The sequence below is a fragment of the Kitasatospora sp. NPDC048540 genome, assembly GCF_040651175.1.
In the GTDB taxonomy this organism is placed as follows: Bacteria; Actinomycetota; Actinomycetes; order Streptomycetales; family Streptomycetaceae; genus Kitasatospora.
On sequence record NZ_JBEZIR010000056.1, the window covers coordinates 1 to 16389 of the forward strand.

Annotated in this window: 11 protein-coding genes and 3 pseudogenes; 4 read left to right on the plus strand and 10 right to left on the minus strand. The window is 71.0% G+C overall.

Annotated elements, in window-relative coordinates; genetic code table 11:
* Positions 1 to 367: 367 nt before the first annotated feature.
* From AB0D08_RS21975 to AB0D08_RS21995, 5 genes are all read right to left on the minus strand, one after another.
* Positions 368 to 712 (minus strand): hypothetical protein, encoded by a 345-nt coding sequence (locus tag AB0D08_RS21975; RefSeq protein WP_359890847.1) that lies wholly within the window; start codon positions 710 to 712, stop codon positions 368 to 370.
* Positions 713 to 938: 226 nt separating this feature from the next.
* Positions 939 to 1910 (minus strand): galactofuranose ABC transporter, permease protein YjfF, encoded by a 972-nt coding sequence (yjfF, locus tag AB0D08_RS21980; protein WP_359890849.1) that lies wholly within the window; start codon positions 1908 to 1910, stop codon positions 939 to 941.
* Positions 1907 to 2992, minus strand: coding sequence for an ABC transporter permease (locus tag AB0D08_RS21985; RefSeq protein ID WP_359890852.1), 1086 nt, complete (start codon positions 2990 to 2992; stop codon positions 1907 to 1909). The genes yjfF and AB0D08_RS21985 overlap by 4 nt, the downstream gene beginning before the upstream one ends.
* Complete coding sequence (locus AB0D08_RS21990) at positions 2989 to 4512, minus strand: sugar ABC transporter ATP-binding protein (RefSeq protein ID WP_359890854.1); 1524 nt, start codon at positions 4510 to 4512, stop codon at positions 2989 to 2991. Before AB0D08_RS21990 ends, AB0D08_RS21985 begins: the two co-directional genes overlap by 4 nt.
* A gap of 78 nt (positions 4513 to 4590) precedes the next feature.
* Positions 4591 to 5574 carry an ABC transporter substrate-binding protein gene (locus AB0D08_RS21995; protein ID WP_359890856.1) on the minus strand — a complete coding sequence of 328 codons (984 nt, stop codon included), beginning with the start codon at positions 5572 to 5574 and terminating at the stop codon, positions 4591 to 4593.
* Positions 5575 to 6014: 440 nt separating this feature from the next.
* Here AB0D08_RS21995 and AB0D08_RS22000 point away from each other — a divergent pair, with 440 nt between their 5' ends.
* From AB0D08_RS22000 to AB0D08_RS22010, 3 genes and pseudogenes are all read left to right on the plus strand, one after another.
* Entirely contained in the window at positions 6015 to 6833 is an 819-nt protein-coding gene (locus tag AB0D08_RS22000) for a glycoside hydrolase family 36 N-terminal domain-containing protein (protein ID WP_359890859.1), read from the plus strand.
* Complete coding sequence (locus AB0D08_RS22005; protein WP_359890861.1) at positions 6722 to 7645, plus strand: alpha-galactosidase; 924 nt, start codon at positions 6722 to 6724, stop codon at positions 7643 to 7645. Before AB0D08_RS22000 ends, AB0D08_RS22005 begins: the two co-directional genes overlap by 112 nt.
* Positions 7646 to 7959: 314 nt before the next feature.
* A pseudogene (locus AB0D08_RS22010) lies at positions 7960 to 8208 on the plus strand (universal stress protein); the annotation flags it as partial.
* Positions 8209 to 8350: 142 nt separating this feature from the next.
* Here AB0D08_RS22010 and AB0D08_RS22015 read toward each other — a convergent pair.
* From AB0D08_RS22015 to AB0D08_RS22025, 3 genes and pseudogenes are all read right to left on the minus strand, one after another.
* Positions 8351 to 8734: pseudogene (locus AB0D08_RS22015) on the minus strand (glycoside hydrolase family 3 N-terminal domain-containing protein); the annotation flags it as partial.
* A 188-nt stretch (positions 8735 to 8922) separates the two neighbouring features.
* Positions 8923 to 10476: an alpha-L-arabinofuranosidase B gene (locus AB0D08_RS22020; protein ID WP_359890864.1), complete on the minus strand. Its 1554-nt coding sequence runs from the start codon at positions 10474 to 10476 to the stop codon at positions 8923 to 8925.
* Between the two features lie 147 nt (positions 10477 to 10623).
* A complete protein-coding gene (locus AB0D08_RS22025) occupies positions 10624 to 12177 on the minus strand; it encodes an alpha-L-arabinofuranosidase B (protein ID WP_359890867.1) in 1554 nt (517 codons plus the stop codon).
* Positions 12178 to 12459: 282 nt separating this feature from the next.
* Here AB0D08_RS22025 and AB0D08_RS22030 point away from each other — a divergent pair.
* Positions 12460 to 13544: pseudogene (locus tag AB0D08_RS22030) on the plus strand (beta-galactosidase); the annotation flags it as partial.
* A 121-nt stretch (positions 13545 to 13665) separates the two neighbouring features.
* On the opposite strand, the gene AB0D08_RS22035 reads toward AB0D08_RS22030, so the two are convergent.
* Together AB0D08_RS22035 and araA are read right to left on the minus strand one after the other, a co-directional pair.
* Positions 13666 to 14754, minus strand: a complete 1089-nt coding sequence (locus tag AB0D08_RS22035; RefSeq protein WP_359890870.1) for an aldose epimerase family protein — start codon at positions 14752 to 14754, stop codon at positions 13666 to 13668.
* 126 nt (positions 14755 to 14880) lie between these two features.
* Positions 14881 to 16389 (minus strand): L-arabinose isomerase, encoded by a 1509-nt coding sequence (gene araA, locus AB0D08_RS22040; protein ID WP_359890873.1) that lies wholly within the window; start codon positions 16387 to 16389, stop codon positions 14881 to 14883.

Here is a 16389-nt window from a genome sequence, read left to right on the forward strand (position 1 = left end):
ACCTCGTCGGCGGTGCCCGTCAGCCCGGCCCGAAGCGCGGTGACCGTCGTCTCGTTCAGGACCAGCTCGCTGGCCCTCCGGATTACATGGCTCACGTTCTTGTTCCCTGCGAACAATTCGGCCGACCAGATTCACGTCCTACGGTCAGGACTTTACGCCCTGAGGCGCAGCAACCACGGAAACCGCGCGAGCACGCGGCCCGGCCCGCGACGCTCACCCGGTTTCCCTTCCCGGCGGGCCGGAGCCGGGCCGTCAGCCGGGAGGACGGTGCCGTGGCGCGATGCCCGGGGGTCGGCACCGGGCCAGTGCGCGGTGCCGGGTTCGAGTGACTGCCGTCGCGGCCCGGACCGGGCTCGGTCCGCGGGCACTATTCCCAGGGACCATGTCGAACCCCGATGCGCAGCTCCGGGGCGACGTGGGCTCGCGCCGGGTCGTCCGGGGTGAGGGTGCGCGCGGAATGCAGGTGCGCGGTGACGTCGTGCGTGCCCTTCTTGTCCTGCCACCGGCTGACCGAGTCGAGCTGTTCGAAGACTCCCTCCGTGCCGAAGTAGCGGAAACGGGCCTCCTTGCTCCGGGCCGCGGCCCCGCACCAGTTGGTGTCGAGCCGGGCGAGCCACGTCCACTGGCTGCACGTGCCCTTCGACCGGTTCCGGGGCTGGGGGTTGCCCCAATCGCTCCTCACCCGGGTGCTCTCGGGCACGCCGGTGGTCACTCCCGCGGACCGTGCCGACGCGAGCGATCCGGCGAAGTCCACCCAGGGGGCAACGGATCTGGCCGCGGGCGACGACGACCGACAGGAGCCCGTTCGTCGAGGCGGCGGGGGCGCACAGCCGGGCGATGCCGGACTCCCGGCGGCCGAGTGATTCCGCCGCCGGCGGTCCGACACGAAGCTCGCCCCGGCACGGCCCGGGCGGGCCGTGCCGGGGCGGCGCGGTGCGCTACCGACGGCGGGCGGTGATCAGGCGCTGCAGGACGATGAAGACGAACAGCAGCCCGCCGATCACGATCCTGGTCCACCACGAGCTGAGGGTGCCCTGGAAGCTGATGACGGTCTGGATCAGGCCCAGCACGAGCACGCCCAGCAAGGTGCCCAGCAGGTAGCCGGAGCCGCCGGTGAGCAGGGTGCCGCCGATCACCACGGCGGCGATCGCGTCCAGTTCCAGGCCGACCGCGTGCAGGCCGTAGCCGGAGAGCATGTAGAAGGTGAGCAGCACACCGCCGAGCGCCGAGCAGAAGCCGCTGATCGCGTACACGGTGGTCTTGGTCCGCCCCACCGGCAGGCCCATCAGCAGAGCGGACTGCTCGCTGCCGCCGAGCGCGTACACGTTCCGCCCGAGCCGGGTGTAGTGCAGCACGACGAACCCGGCTGCCAGCACCAGCAGCGCGATCAGCACACTCGGCGAGACGAACAGGTCGCCGAGCGGGATCCGGGTCTGGGCCATCGCGGTGTACGACGGATCCGTGATGGAGATCGACTCGATGCTGATCGTGTAGCACAGGCCCCGGGCCAGGAACATGCCCGCCAGGGTCACGATGAAGGGCTGGATCTCGAAGACGTGGATCACCCACCCCATCACCCAGCCGCCGGCCGTGCCCATCAGCAGCACCAGCGGGATGACCACCAGCGGCGGCCAGCCGTGCCGCTCCACCAGCCAGGCGGAGACCATGGTGGACAGCGCCACCACCGCACCGACCGACAGGTCGATGCCACCGGTCAGCACGACGAAGGTCATCCCGACCGCGACCACGAGCAGGAAGGCGTTGTCGATCAGCAGGTTGAGCAGCACCTGCCCGGAGAAAAACCCGTCGTACTGCACCGAGCCGACGGTGAACATCGACACCAGCAGGACGGAGGTGACCAGCAGCGGGATCTGCTCGCGGACTCTGGTCAGCAGGGTGTTGGCGTTCACGCGCCGACCTCCCGGTTGGTCGTGGCGGCGGCGGGACTCGGCCGGACACCGCTCCGGCGACCGGCGCCGCGCCGGACGAGCTTGGCACGGAAGTTCGGCGACTGGACCAGGCAGACCGTGATCACCACGAAGGCCTTGAAGACCAGCGTGGTCTCCGGCGGAATGCCCATGGTGTAGACGGTGGTGGAGAGGGTCTGGATGATCAGCGCGCCGAGGACGGTGCCGCCGATCGAGAACCGGCCGCCGTTGAGCGAGGTCCCGCCGATCACCACCGCGAGAATGGCATCGAGTTCGATCCACAGCCCGGCGTTGTTGCCGTCCGCCGCCGAGACGTTCGAGGAGACCATCAGTCCGGCGACCGCCGCGCACAGCGCACTGAACACGTACACCAGGCCGACCAGGCGCATCGCCCGGATCCCGACCAGCCGGCTGGCCACGGGATTGCCGCCGACCGACTCCAGCAGCAGGCCGAGCGCGGTGGAGCGGGTGAGCAGCGCGGTGAGCAGCGCGACGAGTCCGCTGAGCAGGATCGCGAACGGCATCGCCAGCCAGTAGCCGCCGCCGATCAGCTTGTACGGCTCGCTGGTGATCGTGATGATCTGGCCGTCGGTGATCAGCTGGGCGACGCCGCGGCCGGCGACCATCAGGATCAGGGTGGCGATGATCGGCTGCACCCCGACCCGGGCCACCAGCACCCCGTTCGCGATGCCCAGCAGTACCGCCGTACCGAGCGCGAGACCGACCGCGCCGAGCACCGTGCCAAGGCTCCCCGGGTCGGTGGCCTCACTGATGTGCAGGCAGGCCAGCGCACCGGCGATGGCGACCGTGGAGCCGACCGAGAGGTCGATCCCACCGGTGGCGATCACCAGAGTCATGCCGAGCGACACCAGGATCAGCGGCGCGCCGAAGTGCAGGATGTCGATCGTACTGCCGTACAAGTGACCGCCCTTGAGGTGGAGGGCGAAGAAGTCCGAGGTGAAGGCGAGGTTGGCGAGCAGCAGCACGGCCAGCACCGCGGCCGGCCAGAACAGCCGGTGCCGGGTCACCGCCCTGATCCTCGGGGTGGTCGGCGCCGTGGTCATTGTTCCGCTCCGCTCGCGATGGTGGCCAGGACGCGCTCCGGGGTGAGCTCGCCGTCGTTGTCGAGTTGGGCGACCATCCGGCGGTCGCGCAGCACGCCGACGCGATGGCTGAGCCGCAGCACCTCCTCCAGTTCGGCGGAGATGAACAGCACCGCCATGCCCTTCTCGGCGAGGTCCGCGACCAGCTTCTGGATCTCGGCCTTGGCACCGATGTCGATTCCGCGGGTGGGCTCGTCCAGGATCAGCAGCTTGGGGTCGGTGATCAGCCAGCGGGCCAGCAGCACCTTCTGCTGGTTCCCGCCGCTGAGGTTGCGGACCAGCGCCTCCGGGTCGCCCGGGCGGATGTCCAGGGCACGGATCCAGCGCAGCGCCAGCGCGTCCTGCGTGGTGCGCGACAGCGGACGGGCCCAGCCGCGGGCCGCCTGTAGCGCCAGCACGATGTTCTCCCGGACGGTCAGCTCGCCGACCAGGCCCTCGGTCTTGCGGTTCTCCGAGCAGAACGCGACGCCGTGGGCGATCGCGTCGCGCGGGCTGCGCAGGTCCGTCTCGGTGCCGTTGATCCGCACGGTGCCGCGGTCCTTGTGGTCGGCGCCGAACAGCAGCCGGGCGGCCTCGGTCCGGCCGGAACCCAACAGGCCTGCGAGGCCGATCACTTCACCGGGACCGATGGCGAGGTCGTACGGTTCGACACCGCCCTGCCGGGCCAGGCCCTCGGCCTGCAGGAAGGGCCGGTCGGTGGCCGGTGCGGAGCGCTCGTGCCGTGTGCCGCCGACGAGTTGGTCGAGTCCGGCGAGTTCGGAGCCGATCATCCGGGAGACCAGCTCGACCTGGTTGAGCTCACTGGTCAGGTACTCGCCCTCCAACCGGCCGTTGCGCAGGACGGTCATCCGGTCGCAGATCTCGTAGATCTGGTCGAGGAAGTGCGAGACGAACAGGATGGCGACCCCCTGGTCGCGCAACCGTCGCATCACGGTGAAGAGCTGGCGCACCTCGTCGCGGTCCAGGCTGGAGGTCGGCTCGTCCAGGATCAGCGCCTTGGCCGAGACGTCCACGGCGCGGACGATGGCCACCAGCTGCTGGACGGCGATGGAGTGGCTGCCCAGCGGCGCGCTTACGTCGATGTCGAGCTCCAGCGTGCGGACCAACTCGGCGGCCCGGCGGCGCGTTTCGGCCCAGTCGATCAGACCCAGGCGCCGCGGTTCGCGGCCGATGAAGATGTTCTCCGCGACCGACAGGTTCGGGCAGAGGTTCACCTCCTGGTAGACAGTGCTGATGCCCGCCTGCTGGGCCTGCAGCGGCCCGGCGATCCGCACCCGCCGGCCGGCCAGCACCACCTCGCCGCCGTCCGCCGGGTGCACCCCGGTCAGCACCTTGATCAGCGTGGACTTGCCGGCGCCGTTCTCCCCCATCAGGGCGTGCACCTCGCCGGGGAAGAGCCGGAAGTCGACCCCGTCCAGCGCCACCACCCCGGGGAACTCCTTGCGGATCCCCCGCACTTCCAGGACCGGTTGCTGACGCACCCCGGTTCTCCTCTCCTTTTGCGACCCGGCCCGCCCGGGGAGCGGTCCGCCGATCGCTCCCCGTGCGGGCGGGCCCGTTCAGTACTGGCGGGTCGGCAGCGCTGCGGCGGCCTGGTCCTGGGTGAAGACGCTCTCCTGCGTCTTGATCCGCTTCGGCACCTGCTCGCCGGCCTTGACCTTCTTCGCCAGGTCCATCAGCTGGTCGCCGAGGAGCGGGTTGCACTCCACATCGACGTTGATCTTGCCCTGGCTCATGGCGGTGAAGGCGTCCTTGACGCCGTCCACCGAGATGATCTTGATGTCGGTGCCCGGCTTCTTGCCGGCCTCCTCGATGGCCTGGATCGCACCCAGTGCCATGTCATCGTTGTGCGCGTACAGCACGTCGACCTTCGATTGGGCCTTCAGGAAGGCCTGCATGACCTCCTTGCCCTTCGCGCGGGTGAAGTCACCGGTCTGCGAGGCCACCACCTTGAACTTCGCGTCAGCCTTGATCACGTCACCGAAGCCCGCCTTGCGGTCGTTGGCCGGCGCCGAACCGGTGGTGCCCTGCAGTTCGACGATGTTCACCTCGTCGGACTTGCCCTGGTACTCCTTCACCAGCCAGTCGCCGGCCTTCTTGCCCTCCTCGACGAAGTCCGAGCCCAGGAAGGAGACGTAGAGCGAGTCGTCCTTGGAGTCCACCGCGCGGTCGGTGAGGATCACCGGGATCTTGGCGTCCTTCGCTTCCTTCAGCACGGTGTCCCAACCCGACTCCACCACCGGCGAGAAGGCGATCACGTCCACCTTCTGCTGGATGAACGAGCGGATCGCCTTGATCTGGTTCTCCTGCTTCTGCTGCGCGTCGGAGAACTTCAGCTCGATGCCCGCCTTCTTCGCGGAGTCCTGGATCGACTTCGTGTTCGCGGTGCGCCAGCCACTCTCCGCGCCGACCTGCGAGAAGCCCACCACAAGCTTGTGGCCGGCCCCCTTGTCGGCCGAGCCCCCACCTCCGCCGGAACCGCACGCGGTGAGGACGGTGACCATCGCACCGGCGACCAGGACCGACGCAACTCTCTTGGACATGTGGGGACTTCCTCTCGGGATCGTCGATCGCGCGAACGGCACCGGCTGCGTGAACGTGAGGTATCGACGCCGTTTCGCTCGAGACCGATTGTTAACGCTAACAATTGACACCGGCAAGGCCCTCGCGCCGCGTTACCCAATCTTGACCAGCCCGCCGCCAGCGCCGGAGGTGCCGTCAGTCCAGCTGTGCGAGGGCCAGTTGACGCGCTCGGAAAGGGCCACGTGCCATCCCTAGGGGTGCACTCCGTCGGCCGGGGGCCCGGAACCAACGCGCCGACGGGGGAGCCCGCACCGGCGAAGGCGCCCGGCAAGGGGCATTTCGTGAGCGCTGACAGATCCACCCCCGGACAGAACCACACGGGCCTGTGGCCGTGCCGCCTCGGTTTCGGCCCGGCGCCCGCCGGACAGACTGGACCAAGCCACCCCTGAACGAGGACGAAATGACTGGGGCGAACCTCGTCGTGGTGTCGGCCGGTGACGCGGCCGTCGCGCTCGACGCCATGGGCCGAACCCCGCGCCACCAGGCCGGGAGCCTGATGCCCTCCCAGGGGCAGGGCTGGGGCTGGTTCGGACGTCCGGCCCTGGCCGGGCACCGCGACGGCCGGGTCCGCCCCCTGCGGTTCGAACTCGCCGAGCCGGTCGCCGTGCGCGCCCAGGACGGCCGGGGCGGCACCGTCCACGTCCGGGCCCTGGACCCCGGCGCTGGGCTCGTGCTGGACACCGAGCTGCAGATGACGGAGCAGGGCGTGGTGCTGCTGCGCCACACCCTGACCAACACGGCGCCGGACACCTACACCCTGGACGCGCTGGCATGCGTACTGCCGGTACCCGCCCACGCCGCGGAACTGCTGGACTTCACCAGCCGCTGGGCCCGTGAGCGCTCCCCGCAACGCTCCCCGCTGCGGCACGGCGTCTGGTCGAGGGAGAACCGCCGCGGCCGCACCGGCTTCGACGCCGGCCTGCTGCTCACCGGCACCGAGGGCTTCGGCTTCCGGCACGGCGAGGTCTGGGGCGTGCACCCCGCCTGGAGCGGCAACCACGTCCAGTACGCGGAGCGGCTGGCCGCCGGGACGACGGTCCTCGGCGGCGGCGAGCTGCTGGACGCCGGTGAGATCCGGCTGGCGCAGGGCGAGTTCTACCGGACCCCGTGGGTGTACTTCGCGACCTCCGGCACGGGTCTGGACGGGATCAGCCGCGGATTCCACGACATGCTCCGAGCCCGGCCGCAGCACCCGAACACCGCCGGCCCGTCACCCTGAACATCTGGGAGGCGGTCTACTTCGACCACGGCGCCGAGCGGGTACGCGCCCTCGCGAACACCGCGGCGGCGGTCGGCGTGGAACGGTTCGTCGTGGACGACGGCTGGTTCCGCCACCGCCGCCACGACCGGGCCGGCCTCGGCGACTGGTACGTCGACGAGAAGGTGTGGCCCGAGGGACTCCGCCCGCTCGCCGACCACGTCCACGGGCTCGGCATGCAGTTCGGCCTCTGGTTCGAGCCCGAGATGGTCAACCCCGACTCCGACCTGGCCCGCGCCCATCCCGACTGGCTCCTCGCCGACCCCGAACGCCTCCCGTTCGAGCAGCGCAGCCAGCACGTCCTGGACGTCGCGCACCCCGACGCCCACGCCTACCTGCTGCAGCGGATCAGCACCCTCGTCCGGGAGGTGGGCATCGACTACATCAAGTGGGATCACAACCGCGACCTCGCCGACGCCGTCCACGACGGCCGACCCGGCGTGCACACCCAGACGACGGCGGTCTACCGACTCCTGGACGAACTGCGCAGCCGCCACCCCGGGCTGGAGATCGAGTCCTGCTCCTCCGGCGGGGCCCGCGCCGACCTCGGCATCCTCGAACGCACCGACCGGATCTGGGGATCGGACAACATCGACCCGATCGAACACCAGGCCATCCAGCGCTGGACCAGCCTGCTCCTGCCCCACGAGCTGATCGGCTCCCACGTCGGCTCCGCCCCCGCCCACATCAGCCACCGCCACACCGCGCTCGTCCTCCGCTGCGCCACCGTCCTGTTCGGACACGCCGGCACGGCCTCGCAGCCCCGGGCCTGACCAACCGCCCCGGCCACGCGCTGGTGGTCGAGGCACGGGCGCAGCCGTCGGCCTCGCAGGAGTGACCTCCCGCCCTGACCGCGGCGCTCCCCGCTTCGCCTCGGGAGCGGGGCCCTGCGGCCGGGGCCCCGGGGCGCCGGTCTGTGCGGTGGTACGGCCGTGGGGGAAGCCGGAAGAGGTGGTCACCGTCCCCGCCGCGGGGTGGTGGTCGGCACCGGTGCAATCTCCTCCGCCCACGCGGCGGCCGAGGCCGAACGGCTCGGACCGTGATCGGGTTCCTGGCGGCCGTGCTGGTACCGGCACAGCTGTGCAACGCCGAGGCCGCGCTACGGCTCGGATGGCCCTGCACCCGCCCGGGGCGCACCGGCCGTACCGAGCACGAGGTCGTCTCGGCGGCGGAGGGGGCCGAGTTGCTCGTGCCCGCCCGCGACGGTGCCCGCACCCGGTTCGGGCCGCACAGACTCGGCCCCGCCACCCGCTTCGTCGTCGACCCCGCTCCCTGCTCCGTGCTGCTGGTCTGGCCGGACCCCGAGCCGGGCACCGACTCCCTCCCTGCCCCGTGACGTGTCGGCGGGTCAGTGGGCCACGTCCGGCTGGGGACAGCCGAGCCGAAGGCGGCTGCCCGCCGCCAGACTCAGCCGCAGACGCCATGCGGCGCCCGCGACCAGGTTGTCCTCCTCGTCTCGGGGGCCGGGCCCGCCGGACCTCCTCGGCCACGCCGTGCAGGGTCTTGAGGAAGGCGATGCCGAAGTAGTCGGCGACGACCGTTCCGGTGAATCCCCAGGTGTCCCGGAGCAGTCCGGTGAGCAGGTTCTGGTCGGCGGAGGAGGGCAGGCCGTCGGTGTCGGTGCAGCCGGGCATGACCGAGCGGGGGCGCCCTTCGCGCACGGCCATCTCGAAGGGCGGCAGGATGACGTCAGCGCGCTCACGCGGGCCCATGGAGACGGGGGCGAGGTTGCGGCCGGCGCGGGAGGCGGAGTACCCGGCGAAGTGCTTGAGGGTGGCGACGACCCCGGCCGGCTCCAGGCCCTGGACGTAGGCGGTGGCGACGGTGCCGACCGGGTACGGGTCTTCGCCGATCGTCTCCTCCCCCGAGCCAGAGATTCCATCCGGCGCTTGGCCCAGCGAGACGCCGGCGGCCTCGTGCAGGCCCCGGCCGCGCTGGCTGCCCGAGCTCAGGGGCGGTCTCGCCCCTGAGCTCGGCACCCGTCAGGACCATCGGCACCATGACCCGCCCGCAGCATCGCACTGCGGCCGAGCGCTGGTGCGCCGACGGCTCAGCCCCAGGGCTGGGCGACCAGCCAGCTGGTGTCGGCAGCCCAATTGGTGGGGCTGTCCCAGCTGTTGGAGCCGCCGTTGCTGGCTATGTAGGCCGTGTAGTTGTAGTGGCGGAGGTACTTCGTCGGGAAGTTGACGGACTGGAAGGAGGTGCCGACCCCGTTGTTGCCCCTGGTGGGGCAGAAGGTGGCGTCCTGTGCGAAGGGGCCGGCGCCGCTGTCGAAGTCCAGGTAGAGCTCGTAGTTGTAGTGGTGCAGGAACTGCCCGGGGTTGTTGGCGGACTCGAAGGACAGGCAGGAGCTGTTGGCCAGGCCGGCGCGGACGATCCAGGTGGCGTCGGCCTTGTCGGTGGCCGAGCTGGAGGAGGTGGTGTCGGAGATGACGACCTTGGAGTCGGTGTCGTTGTGGCGGAGGTAGTGGGAGGTGCAGCAGGGCGCGGTGGTGGCCTGCAGGGAGATCCGGGAGCCGGGGGTCAGCATGCCGGTGCCGGTGGAGCCGCCGTTGTAGCCGACGGCGGTGATGTTGGCCTGGACGGCGTTCTCGGTGACGTCCGACGGGTAGCCCTGGGTCATGACCCCTTCGTAGAAGGTGCCTTGGGCCCACTTGCTGTTGTCACCGCCGATGCCGAGGATGATCGCGCCTTCCTTGTGCATCGGGTTGTAGCCGGTGGCGTTGGGGCGTACGCCGTTGTAGAAGGTGGACAGGCCGCCCGACTGGGCGTCGCCGCCGCGGAGGGCCCACTGGTTCGGGCCACCCTTGAGCATGGCGGTCAGGAAACGGTTGTTGATGCTGGGGTCATTGGCGTTGAATCCGCGGTTGACCCCGGAGAACAGGCCGTTCTCCAGGTCGGCCATGACCCAGGGGCCGTTGCCGCTGCCCGAGCCCCAGCTCTTGTTGTTGCCGAAGTAGAGGGCCTCCATGTGGCCGTTGCCGGTGTCAAGGTTGTTGGTCTCGGCGTTGCCGTAGTCGAAGCAGCAGCCACCGTTGAAGTGCGTGCCGTCGAAGATGGCGTACATGCCCTCGGGCTGGTCGCCGGTGGCGATGCCGTTGGTGTTGTTGTTGCGGTAGCCGGTCCCGGGGGCCACGTAAACGCCGTATGCCTTGTGGCCGGCGACGGTGACCGGCGCCTCGAAGGCGTTGGCGAGGTTGTCCGGCCCGCCGGCCGCGCCGCCGGCGGGCGCCTGGGTGAGGTGGTTCCCCTTGCCGGACTGGTCGTAGAGGACGGTGATGACGCAGCTGGTGCCGGCGCAGAAGGAGTCCTGTGCGGCGGCGTCGGCGTATCCGCCGGTGCTGAGCAGGCCGATGTCCCTGGTCGCGTTGTCGGAGGCGCGCCTGACTTGGTACAGCGGGCCGTTGTACGTCCCGTACAGGGCTCGGGTGGTGCTGTGCGCGGCGACGCACGGGGTGCTGCCCGCGGCGTAGATGTCGCACGGCCCCTGGGTGGCGGCCTGCGAGGTGGTGGCCGTGGCGGTGAGCAGGCCGGCGGCGAGCGCAGCGGTGGTACCGGCTGCGAGGAACGCGTGTCGGAGGCGGTGCATCCACGGTTTGATCATGAGGAGTTCCTTCACTGGGTGGGATGGGATGGGCGCCGACGACCCTCCCGGCGTCCGGCTGTGCGGACGGCGCGGGTGGCGCCGACGCCCCCGGGTCCGGTACGGCTTCGGCCCTCTTCGGAACGGGACCCGGCACGGGGCTGCTGGTCAGCTCCAGGGGACGGCGGCGAGCCAGCTGGTGTCCTGGGCCCACGACGAGGGGTTGTCCCAGGCGTTGGCGCCGCCGTTGGTCGCGATGTAGCCGGCGAAGCGGTAGTGACGGACGTACCTCTCCGGGGAGTTGGAGGACCGGAGGGAGTAGCCGGTGCCGCTGTTCCCGGGCTGCGCACAGAAGGTGGCGTCGGCGGCGAACTGGCTGGTGCCCGCATTGGACTGGAGGTGGAGCTGGAACGCGTAGTGCCTGAGGTAACTGCCGGGCGAGTTGGCCGACTCGAAGGAGACGCAGCCGCTGTCGGCCAGGCCGGCGCGGACGATCCAGGTGGCGTTGCCCTTGTCGGTGGCGGAACTGCCGGAGGTCACCGGCGCGATCACGACCCTGTCGTCGCTCGTGTCGTGCTGCAGGTAGTCGTTGGTGCAGCAGGAGGTGGTGGCCCGCAGCGACACCTTCGCGCCTGGGGTGAAAGGGGTGGTGACGCCGGTGCGGTAGCCGGCCGCGGCGATGTCGGCCTGGACCGCGGCGTCGGTGGCGTCGGAGGGGTAGCCCCTCACCATGGCGCCCTCGTAGAAGGTGCCGGCGCTCGCGTTGCGGTTGGTCTGGCAGCAGTCGCCGCCGCTGCCGAGGATGACGGCGCCCTGCTTGTGCATCGGGCTCCATCCACCGGGAAGTGAGCCGCTGTAGAGCTCGGTCAGGCTGCCGGACTGGGCGTCGGCACCCTTGAGTGCCATCTGGCTGGTGCCGTTGTTCTTGAGCATCGCGGTGACGAAACGGCTGGTCTGCGGGACCTGGTGGGGGTTCCACGTCTTGCTGCCGCCGGAGAACAGGCCGTTCTCCAGGTCCGCCTGCACCCACGGCCCGGTTACGCTGCAGCCGCCGAACCAGCATTCCGTGCTGAAGTTGATCGCGTCCATGGCGCCGTTGCCGTCGGCCTTGTGGTCGATCTCCGTGTTGCCGTAGTCGAAGCAGCAGCCCTGGTTGACGTGGGTGCCGCTGGTGACCATGTACTCGCCCTCGGGCAAGCTGCCGGTCGGCACGCCCCCGGCGGAGTTGTGGGCGAAATAGCTGTTGCCGGGGTTGATGTGGAGCGCGTACGCCTTGCGGCCGCCCACGCTCAGCGGCTCCGCGTTCGCGACGGCCGCCGTGTCGGCGCCGCCGGTCCCGCCGAGCCCTTGGTAGACCAGGGTGTTGCCGCCCCCGGTCTGGTCGTAGACGCGGGTGATGGTGCAGGTGGTGGCCGCGCAGAAGGAGTCCTGCGCCGCGGCGTCGGCGACGCCCCCGGCGGACAGCACCCCGACGTCCTGCAGCGTGCCGTCCGAGACCCGCTGCACCTGGTACAGCGGGCCCCCATAGGTAGCGAACAGCGCGCGGGTGGTGCTGTGCGCCGCGACGCACGGCGTTCCGCCGCCGGCGTAGATGTCGCACGGCCCCTCGGCGGCGGCCTGAGCGGTGCCCGTGCCGGTGAGCAGACCGGCGGCGAGCACCGCGGTCGTTCCGACCGCCGTCAACGCCCGCCGGGCGCGGCACAGCCACGATCGCATGGTCATGAACGAACTCCTTCGCGGGTGGGGAAGGAAGAAAGCGTCCAATATTGTTAGCGCTAACAATTATGGGCCGAGAATTGGCGCACCCAGGGCGGCGAGGAAACTCCCGGCCGGGCTGCACCGACCATCACTATGACCAGACGCTGAGGCAGCGTCAAGACGTCCGAATGTTAACGCACACATTGCGCACACTGCCCGTCCTGCTTGCCCGGTCAGCGCCCACCCGTGAACCGTCGGGACCGCGACGTTGCGGCGCTCGGGCATCGGACGACGGCGCCGTCGGGCGTCATCCGGGTCGGCGAGTCGGTCTGGCCCACCTGGGAGCCTACGAGCGGCAGGTTCGAGCTGGACTGGCTCACCTCGGTGCTCGACGGCGCCCACGAGGGCGGCATCGCGGTCGTCCTCGGCACGCCCACCTACGCCGTGCCGCCGTGGATGGCCCGGCAGTACCCGGAGATCGCCACCGACCGGGCAACCGGCCGCCGGATGGGCTGGGGCGCCCGGCGCCGACCGGATCTTCTCCTCCCGCCAGGAGCCGTTCCTGGTCACCGAGACCAACGCCCAGGCCATCAGCGGCACTTCGGAGAACCGGCCCGCCTTCGACGGCCAGTGGCGGCAGGCCGCCTGGGCCCTGGTCTCGCGCGGCGCGCGGATGATCGAGTACTGGCACTGGCACACCCTGCACATCGGCGCCGAGACGTACTGGGGTGGCGTCCTGCCGCACAGTGGCAGGCCCGGCCGGGTGTACGCCGAACTCGCCTGGCTGGGAGCCGAGTTCGAGACCGCGGGCGGGCCGGTCGCCGGCATCGATCCCGATGCCGACCTCGCGATGGTCTACTCGATGCCCAGCAAGTGGCTGGTGCAGAAGTACCCGCCGCTGGCGAAGCCGGACGGCGGCCCGGATCCGGCCTCCTACCACCGCGTCTTCGACCCGTTCTACCGCGGCGCCTTCGAGACCGGCCGCCAGGTGCGGATCCTGCACGCCCGCCAACTGCACGACGCCCGCGGCATGGGGGGTCCCCCCGGCCGGAGGCTGAGGGAGCGAGGGTCTGGTGTCCGAGGCGGCCGCCCGACGCCACCCGGTGCTGGTCGTCCCCGCGCTCTACCTCGCCGAGGACTCCCTGCTCGACTGGCTGGAGGCCTACGCCGAGGCCGGTGGCCACCTCGTGCTCGGCCCCCGCACCGGCTACGCCGATCAGGAGGCCCGGGCGCGCCACGAGACCGCTCCGCCACGGCTCGCCACCGCCGCGGGCGCCTGGTACGACGAGTTCAGCAACCTGCCCTCGGACCTCCCACTGCGTAGCGTCCCGGGCAGCCCGCTGGACCTTCCGGCGGGCGCGACCGCGACCCGCTGGGTCGAGGGCCTCACCGCCACCGACGGACCGTGCTGGCCTGGGACGTGCGGATCTTCGCCGCCGCTGAGGAACGATGTGAAGGGGGCGGCGGGCCCCTGCCGGCCCACCGCCCCCGTTCCCCTCAGTGGAACGTCCGCTACTCCGCCGAGAAGCAGTAGACCGTCATCGAGTGGAACTCCTCACCGGGGAGCAGGACGGTGGAGGGGTACTCGGAACGGTTCGGCGAGTCCGGGAAGTGCTGCGTCTCCAACGCGATGCCCGCGTACGCGTGGTAGGGACGGCCGGAGCGGCCGGTCAGCGAGCCGTCGAAGTGGTTGCCGGTGTAGACCTGGAGCCCCGGTTCCGTCGTCAGGCACTCGACGCGCCGGCCGCTGCCCGGATGGCTCAGCACGGCTACCCTGCGGAACCCGTTCCCGCCGAGCACCCAGTTGTGGTCGAAGCCCGCACCGGCCCGGCGGATCTGCGGGTCCGCGAAGGCGACGCGCTCGCCGATCACCGCCGCCTCGCGCAGGTCGAAGGGCGTGTCGGCGACCCGGGCGATCGGGCCGATCGGGATCAGCTCCCCGTCGACTGGCAGGTACTCGGGGGCCTCGACCCGGAGCAGGTGGTCGAGCACCGTCCCGCTGCCCTCGCCGGCCAGGTTGAAGTACGCGTGGTTGGCGAGGTTGACCACCGTCGGGGCGTCCGTGGTCGCCCGGTAACCGATCCACAGTGCACCGGCCGGGTCGAGCAGGTACGTCATCTCGGCGGTGAGCGCCCCCGGGAACCCCTGGTCGCCGGCGGGACTGTGCACGCGCAGGCGCACTCCGGCCCGCCTTCCCTCCCGGACGGGAACACCGTCCCAGAGCCGGGTGGCGAAGCCGTCCGGTCCCCCGTGCAGGGTGTGGCCGTCGGGCTGGGTCGCCAGCCGGTGCGTCGTGCCGTCGAGCGGCAGCAGGCCGTCGGCGATCCGGTTGGCGTACCGGCCGACCGTGGCACCGAGGTAGGCGGCCTCGCCGAGCAGGTCCTCGACGCCCTCGCAGCCGAGGACGACGTTCGCCCGCCGACCGTGCCGGTCCGGCGCGTGCAGAGCCTGGAGGCGGGCGCCCAGGTCTAGCACCTCCGCCGTCACGCCCTCCGGCGAGCTGATGGTCCAGCGGGTGACGGGCCGCCCGTCCGGGAGGGTGGCGGCGCCCTCCTGGCAGACCGTCAGCTTGCTCTGTGAAACGACTGTGTCTTTCGGCACGGGGCTACTCCGTTCCTTGCAACACTGCGGGACTGCGGGACTGCGGGACTGCGGGAGTCGGGCGAGTGGGAAGGCGGTGACGCCCGCCCGGGGGGGCGGGCGTCACCGATGCCGCCGGCGGTGGGGTCAGAATCCCTGAGCCAGCCGGTGGTAGGCCTGGTTCCAGCGCAGTTCCTTGGTGAACCGGCGGATGTTCGTGTCGTCGTCGATCACCAGCAGCTCCACGCCGAGCATCTCGGCGAGGTCCTCGAGTTCCTCGGTGCCGAGCGCGCCGGAGAGCACGGTGTGGTGCGGCGCGCCGGCCGTCAGCCAGGCCTCGGTGGAGGTGGGCAGGTCCGGACGCGGCTTCCAGACGGCGCGGGCGACGGGCAGGTGGGGCAGCGGGGCCGGCGGCTCGACCACGTCGACCTCGTTGGCGACCAGCCGGAAGCGGTCGCCCAGATCGGCGAGGCCGACCACCACCGCAGGGCCGGGCTCGGCGTCGAAGACCAGACGGACCGGGTCCTCGCGCCCGCCGATGGCGAGCGGATGGATCTCGCAGGAGGGCGTGGCGGCCGCGATGCTGGGGCAGACCTCCAGCATGTGCGCGCCGAGGATCAGCTCGCGGCCGAACTCCAGGTGGTACGTGTAGTCCTCCATGAAGGAGGTGCCGCCGGGCAGTCCGGTGGCGGCCACCTTGAGGGTGCGCAGCAGGGTGGCGGTCTTCCAGTCGCCCTCGCCGCCGAAGCCGTAGCCGTCGGCCATCAGCCGCTGCACGGCGAGGCCGGGCAGCTGGCGCAGTCCGCCGAGGTCCTCGAAGTTGGTGGTGAAGGCCTTGAAACCGCCCTGATCCAGGAAGCCCCGCAGGCCGAGTTCGATCCGCGCCGCGTAGCGCAGCGACTCGTGCCGCTCCCCGCCGGCCCGCAGCTCGGCCGCGAGGCGGTAGCCGTCCTCGTACTCCTTGACCAGCGCGGTGACGTCGCTCTCCGCCGCCGCGTCCACGGCGGCGACGAGGTCGTTGACGCCGTAGGTGTTGACGGAGACGCCGAAGCGGAGTTGGGCCTCGACCTTGTCGCCCTCGGTGACGGCGACGTCGCGCATGTTGTCGCCGAAGCGGGCGAGCTTCAGCCCGCGCAGCTCGGCGCGGCCGGCGGCGGCGCGGGCCCAGGTGGCGACCCTGGCGGAGACGGCCGGGTCGCTGACGTGTCCGGCGACGGTCTTGCGCGGGACGCCGAGGCGGGACTGGATGTAGCCGAACTCGCGGTCGCCGTGGGCGGCCTGGTTCAGGTTCATGAAGTCCATGTCGATGGTCTGCCAGGGCAGTTCGACGTTGGCCTGGGTGTGCAGGTGGAGCAGCGGCTTCTGCAGCGCGTCCAGACCCGCGATCCACATCTTCGCCGGGGAGAAGGTGTGCATCCAGGCGATCAGGCCGATGCAGTCGTCGGTGGAGTTGGCTTCCAGGCAGATCCGGCGGATCGCGGCGGCGTCGGTGAGGACCGGCTTCCAGACGACCTCGACCGGCAGGAGGAGGTTACGGTTCAGTGCTTCGGCGATCCGCTGGGACTGTTCCGCGACCTGGCGCAGCGTGTCCTCGCCGTAGAGCCCTTGGCTGCCGGTCAGGAACCAGACCTGGCGGTCCTCCAGTGGCTTCTTCAT

Excerpts from the sequence above, each read along its gene's own strand:
- AB0D08_RS22025 (WP_359890867.1), bottom strand. The coding sequence starts at position 12,177 with ATGACCATGCGATCGTGGCTGTGCCGCGCCCGGCGGGCGTTGACGGCG.
- AB0D08_RS22000 (WP_359890859.1), top strand. The coding sequence starts at position 6,015 with ATGACTGGGGCGAACCTCGTCGTGGTGTCGGCCGGTGACGCGGCCGTC.
- araA (WP_359890873.1), bottom strand. The coding sequence starts at position 16,389 with ATGAAGAAGCCACTGGAGGACCGCCAGGTCTGGTTCCTGACCGGCAGC.
- AB0D08_RS22020 (WP_359890864.1), bottom strand. The coding sequence starts at position 10,476 with ATGATCAAACCGTGGATGCACCGCCTCCGACACGCGTTCCTCGCAGCC.
- AB0D08_RS21985 (WP_359890852.1), bottom strand. The coding sequence starts at position 2,992 with ATGACCACGGCGCCGACCACCCCGAGGATCAGGGCGGTGACCCGGCAC.
- AB0D08_RS21995 (WP_359890856.1), bottom strand. The coding sequence starts at position 5,574 with ATGTCCAAGAGAGTTGCGTCGGTCCTGGTCGCCGGTGCGATGGTCACC.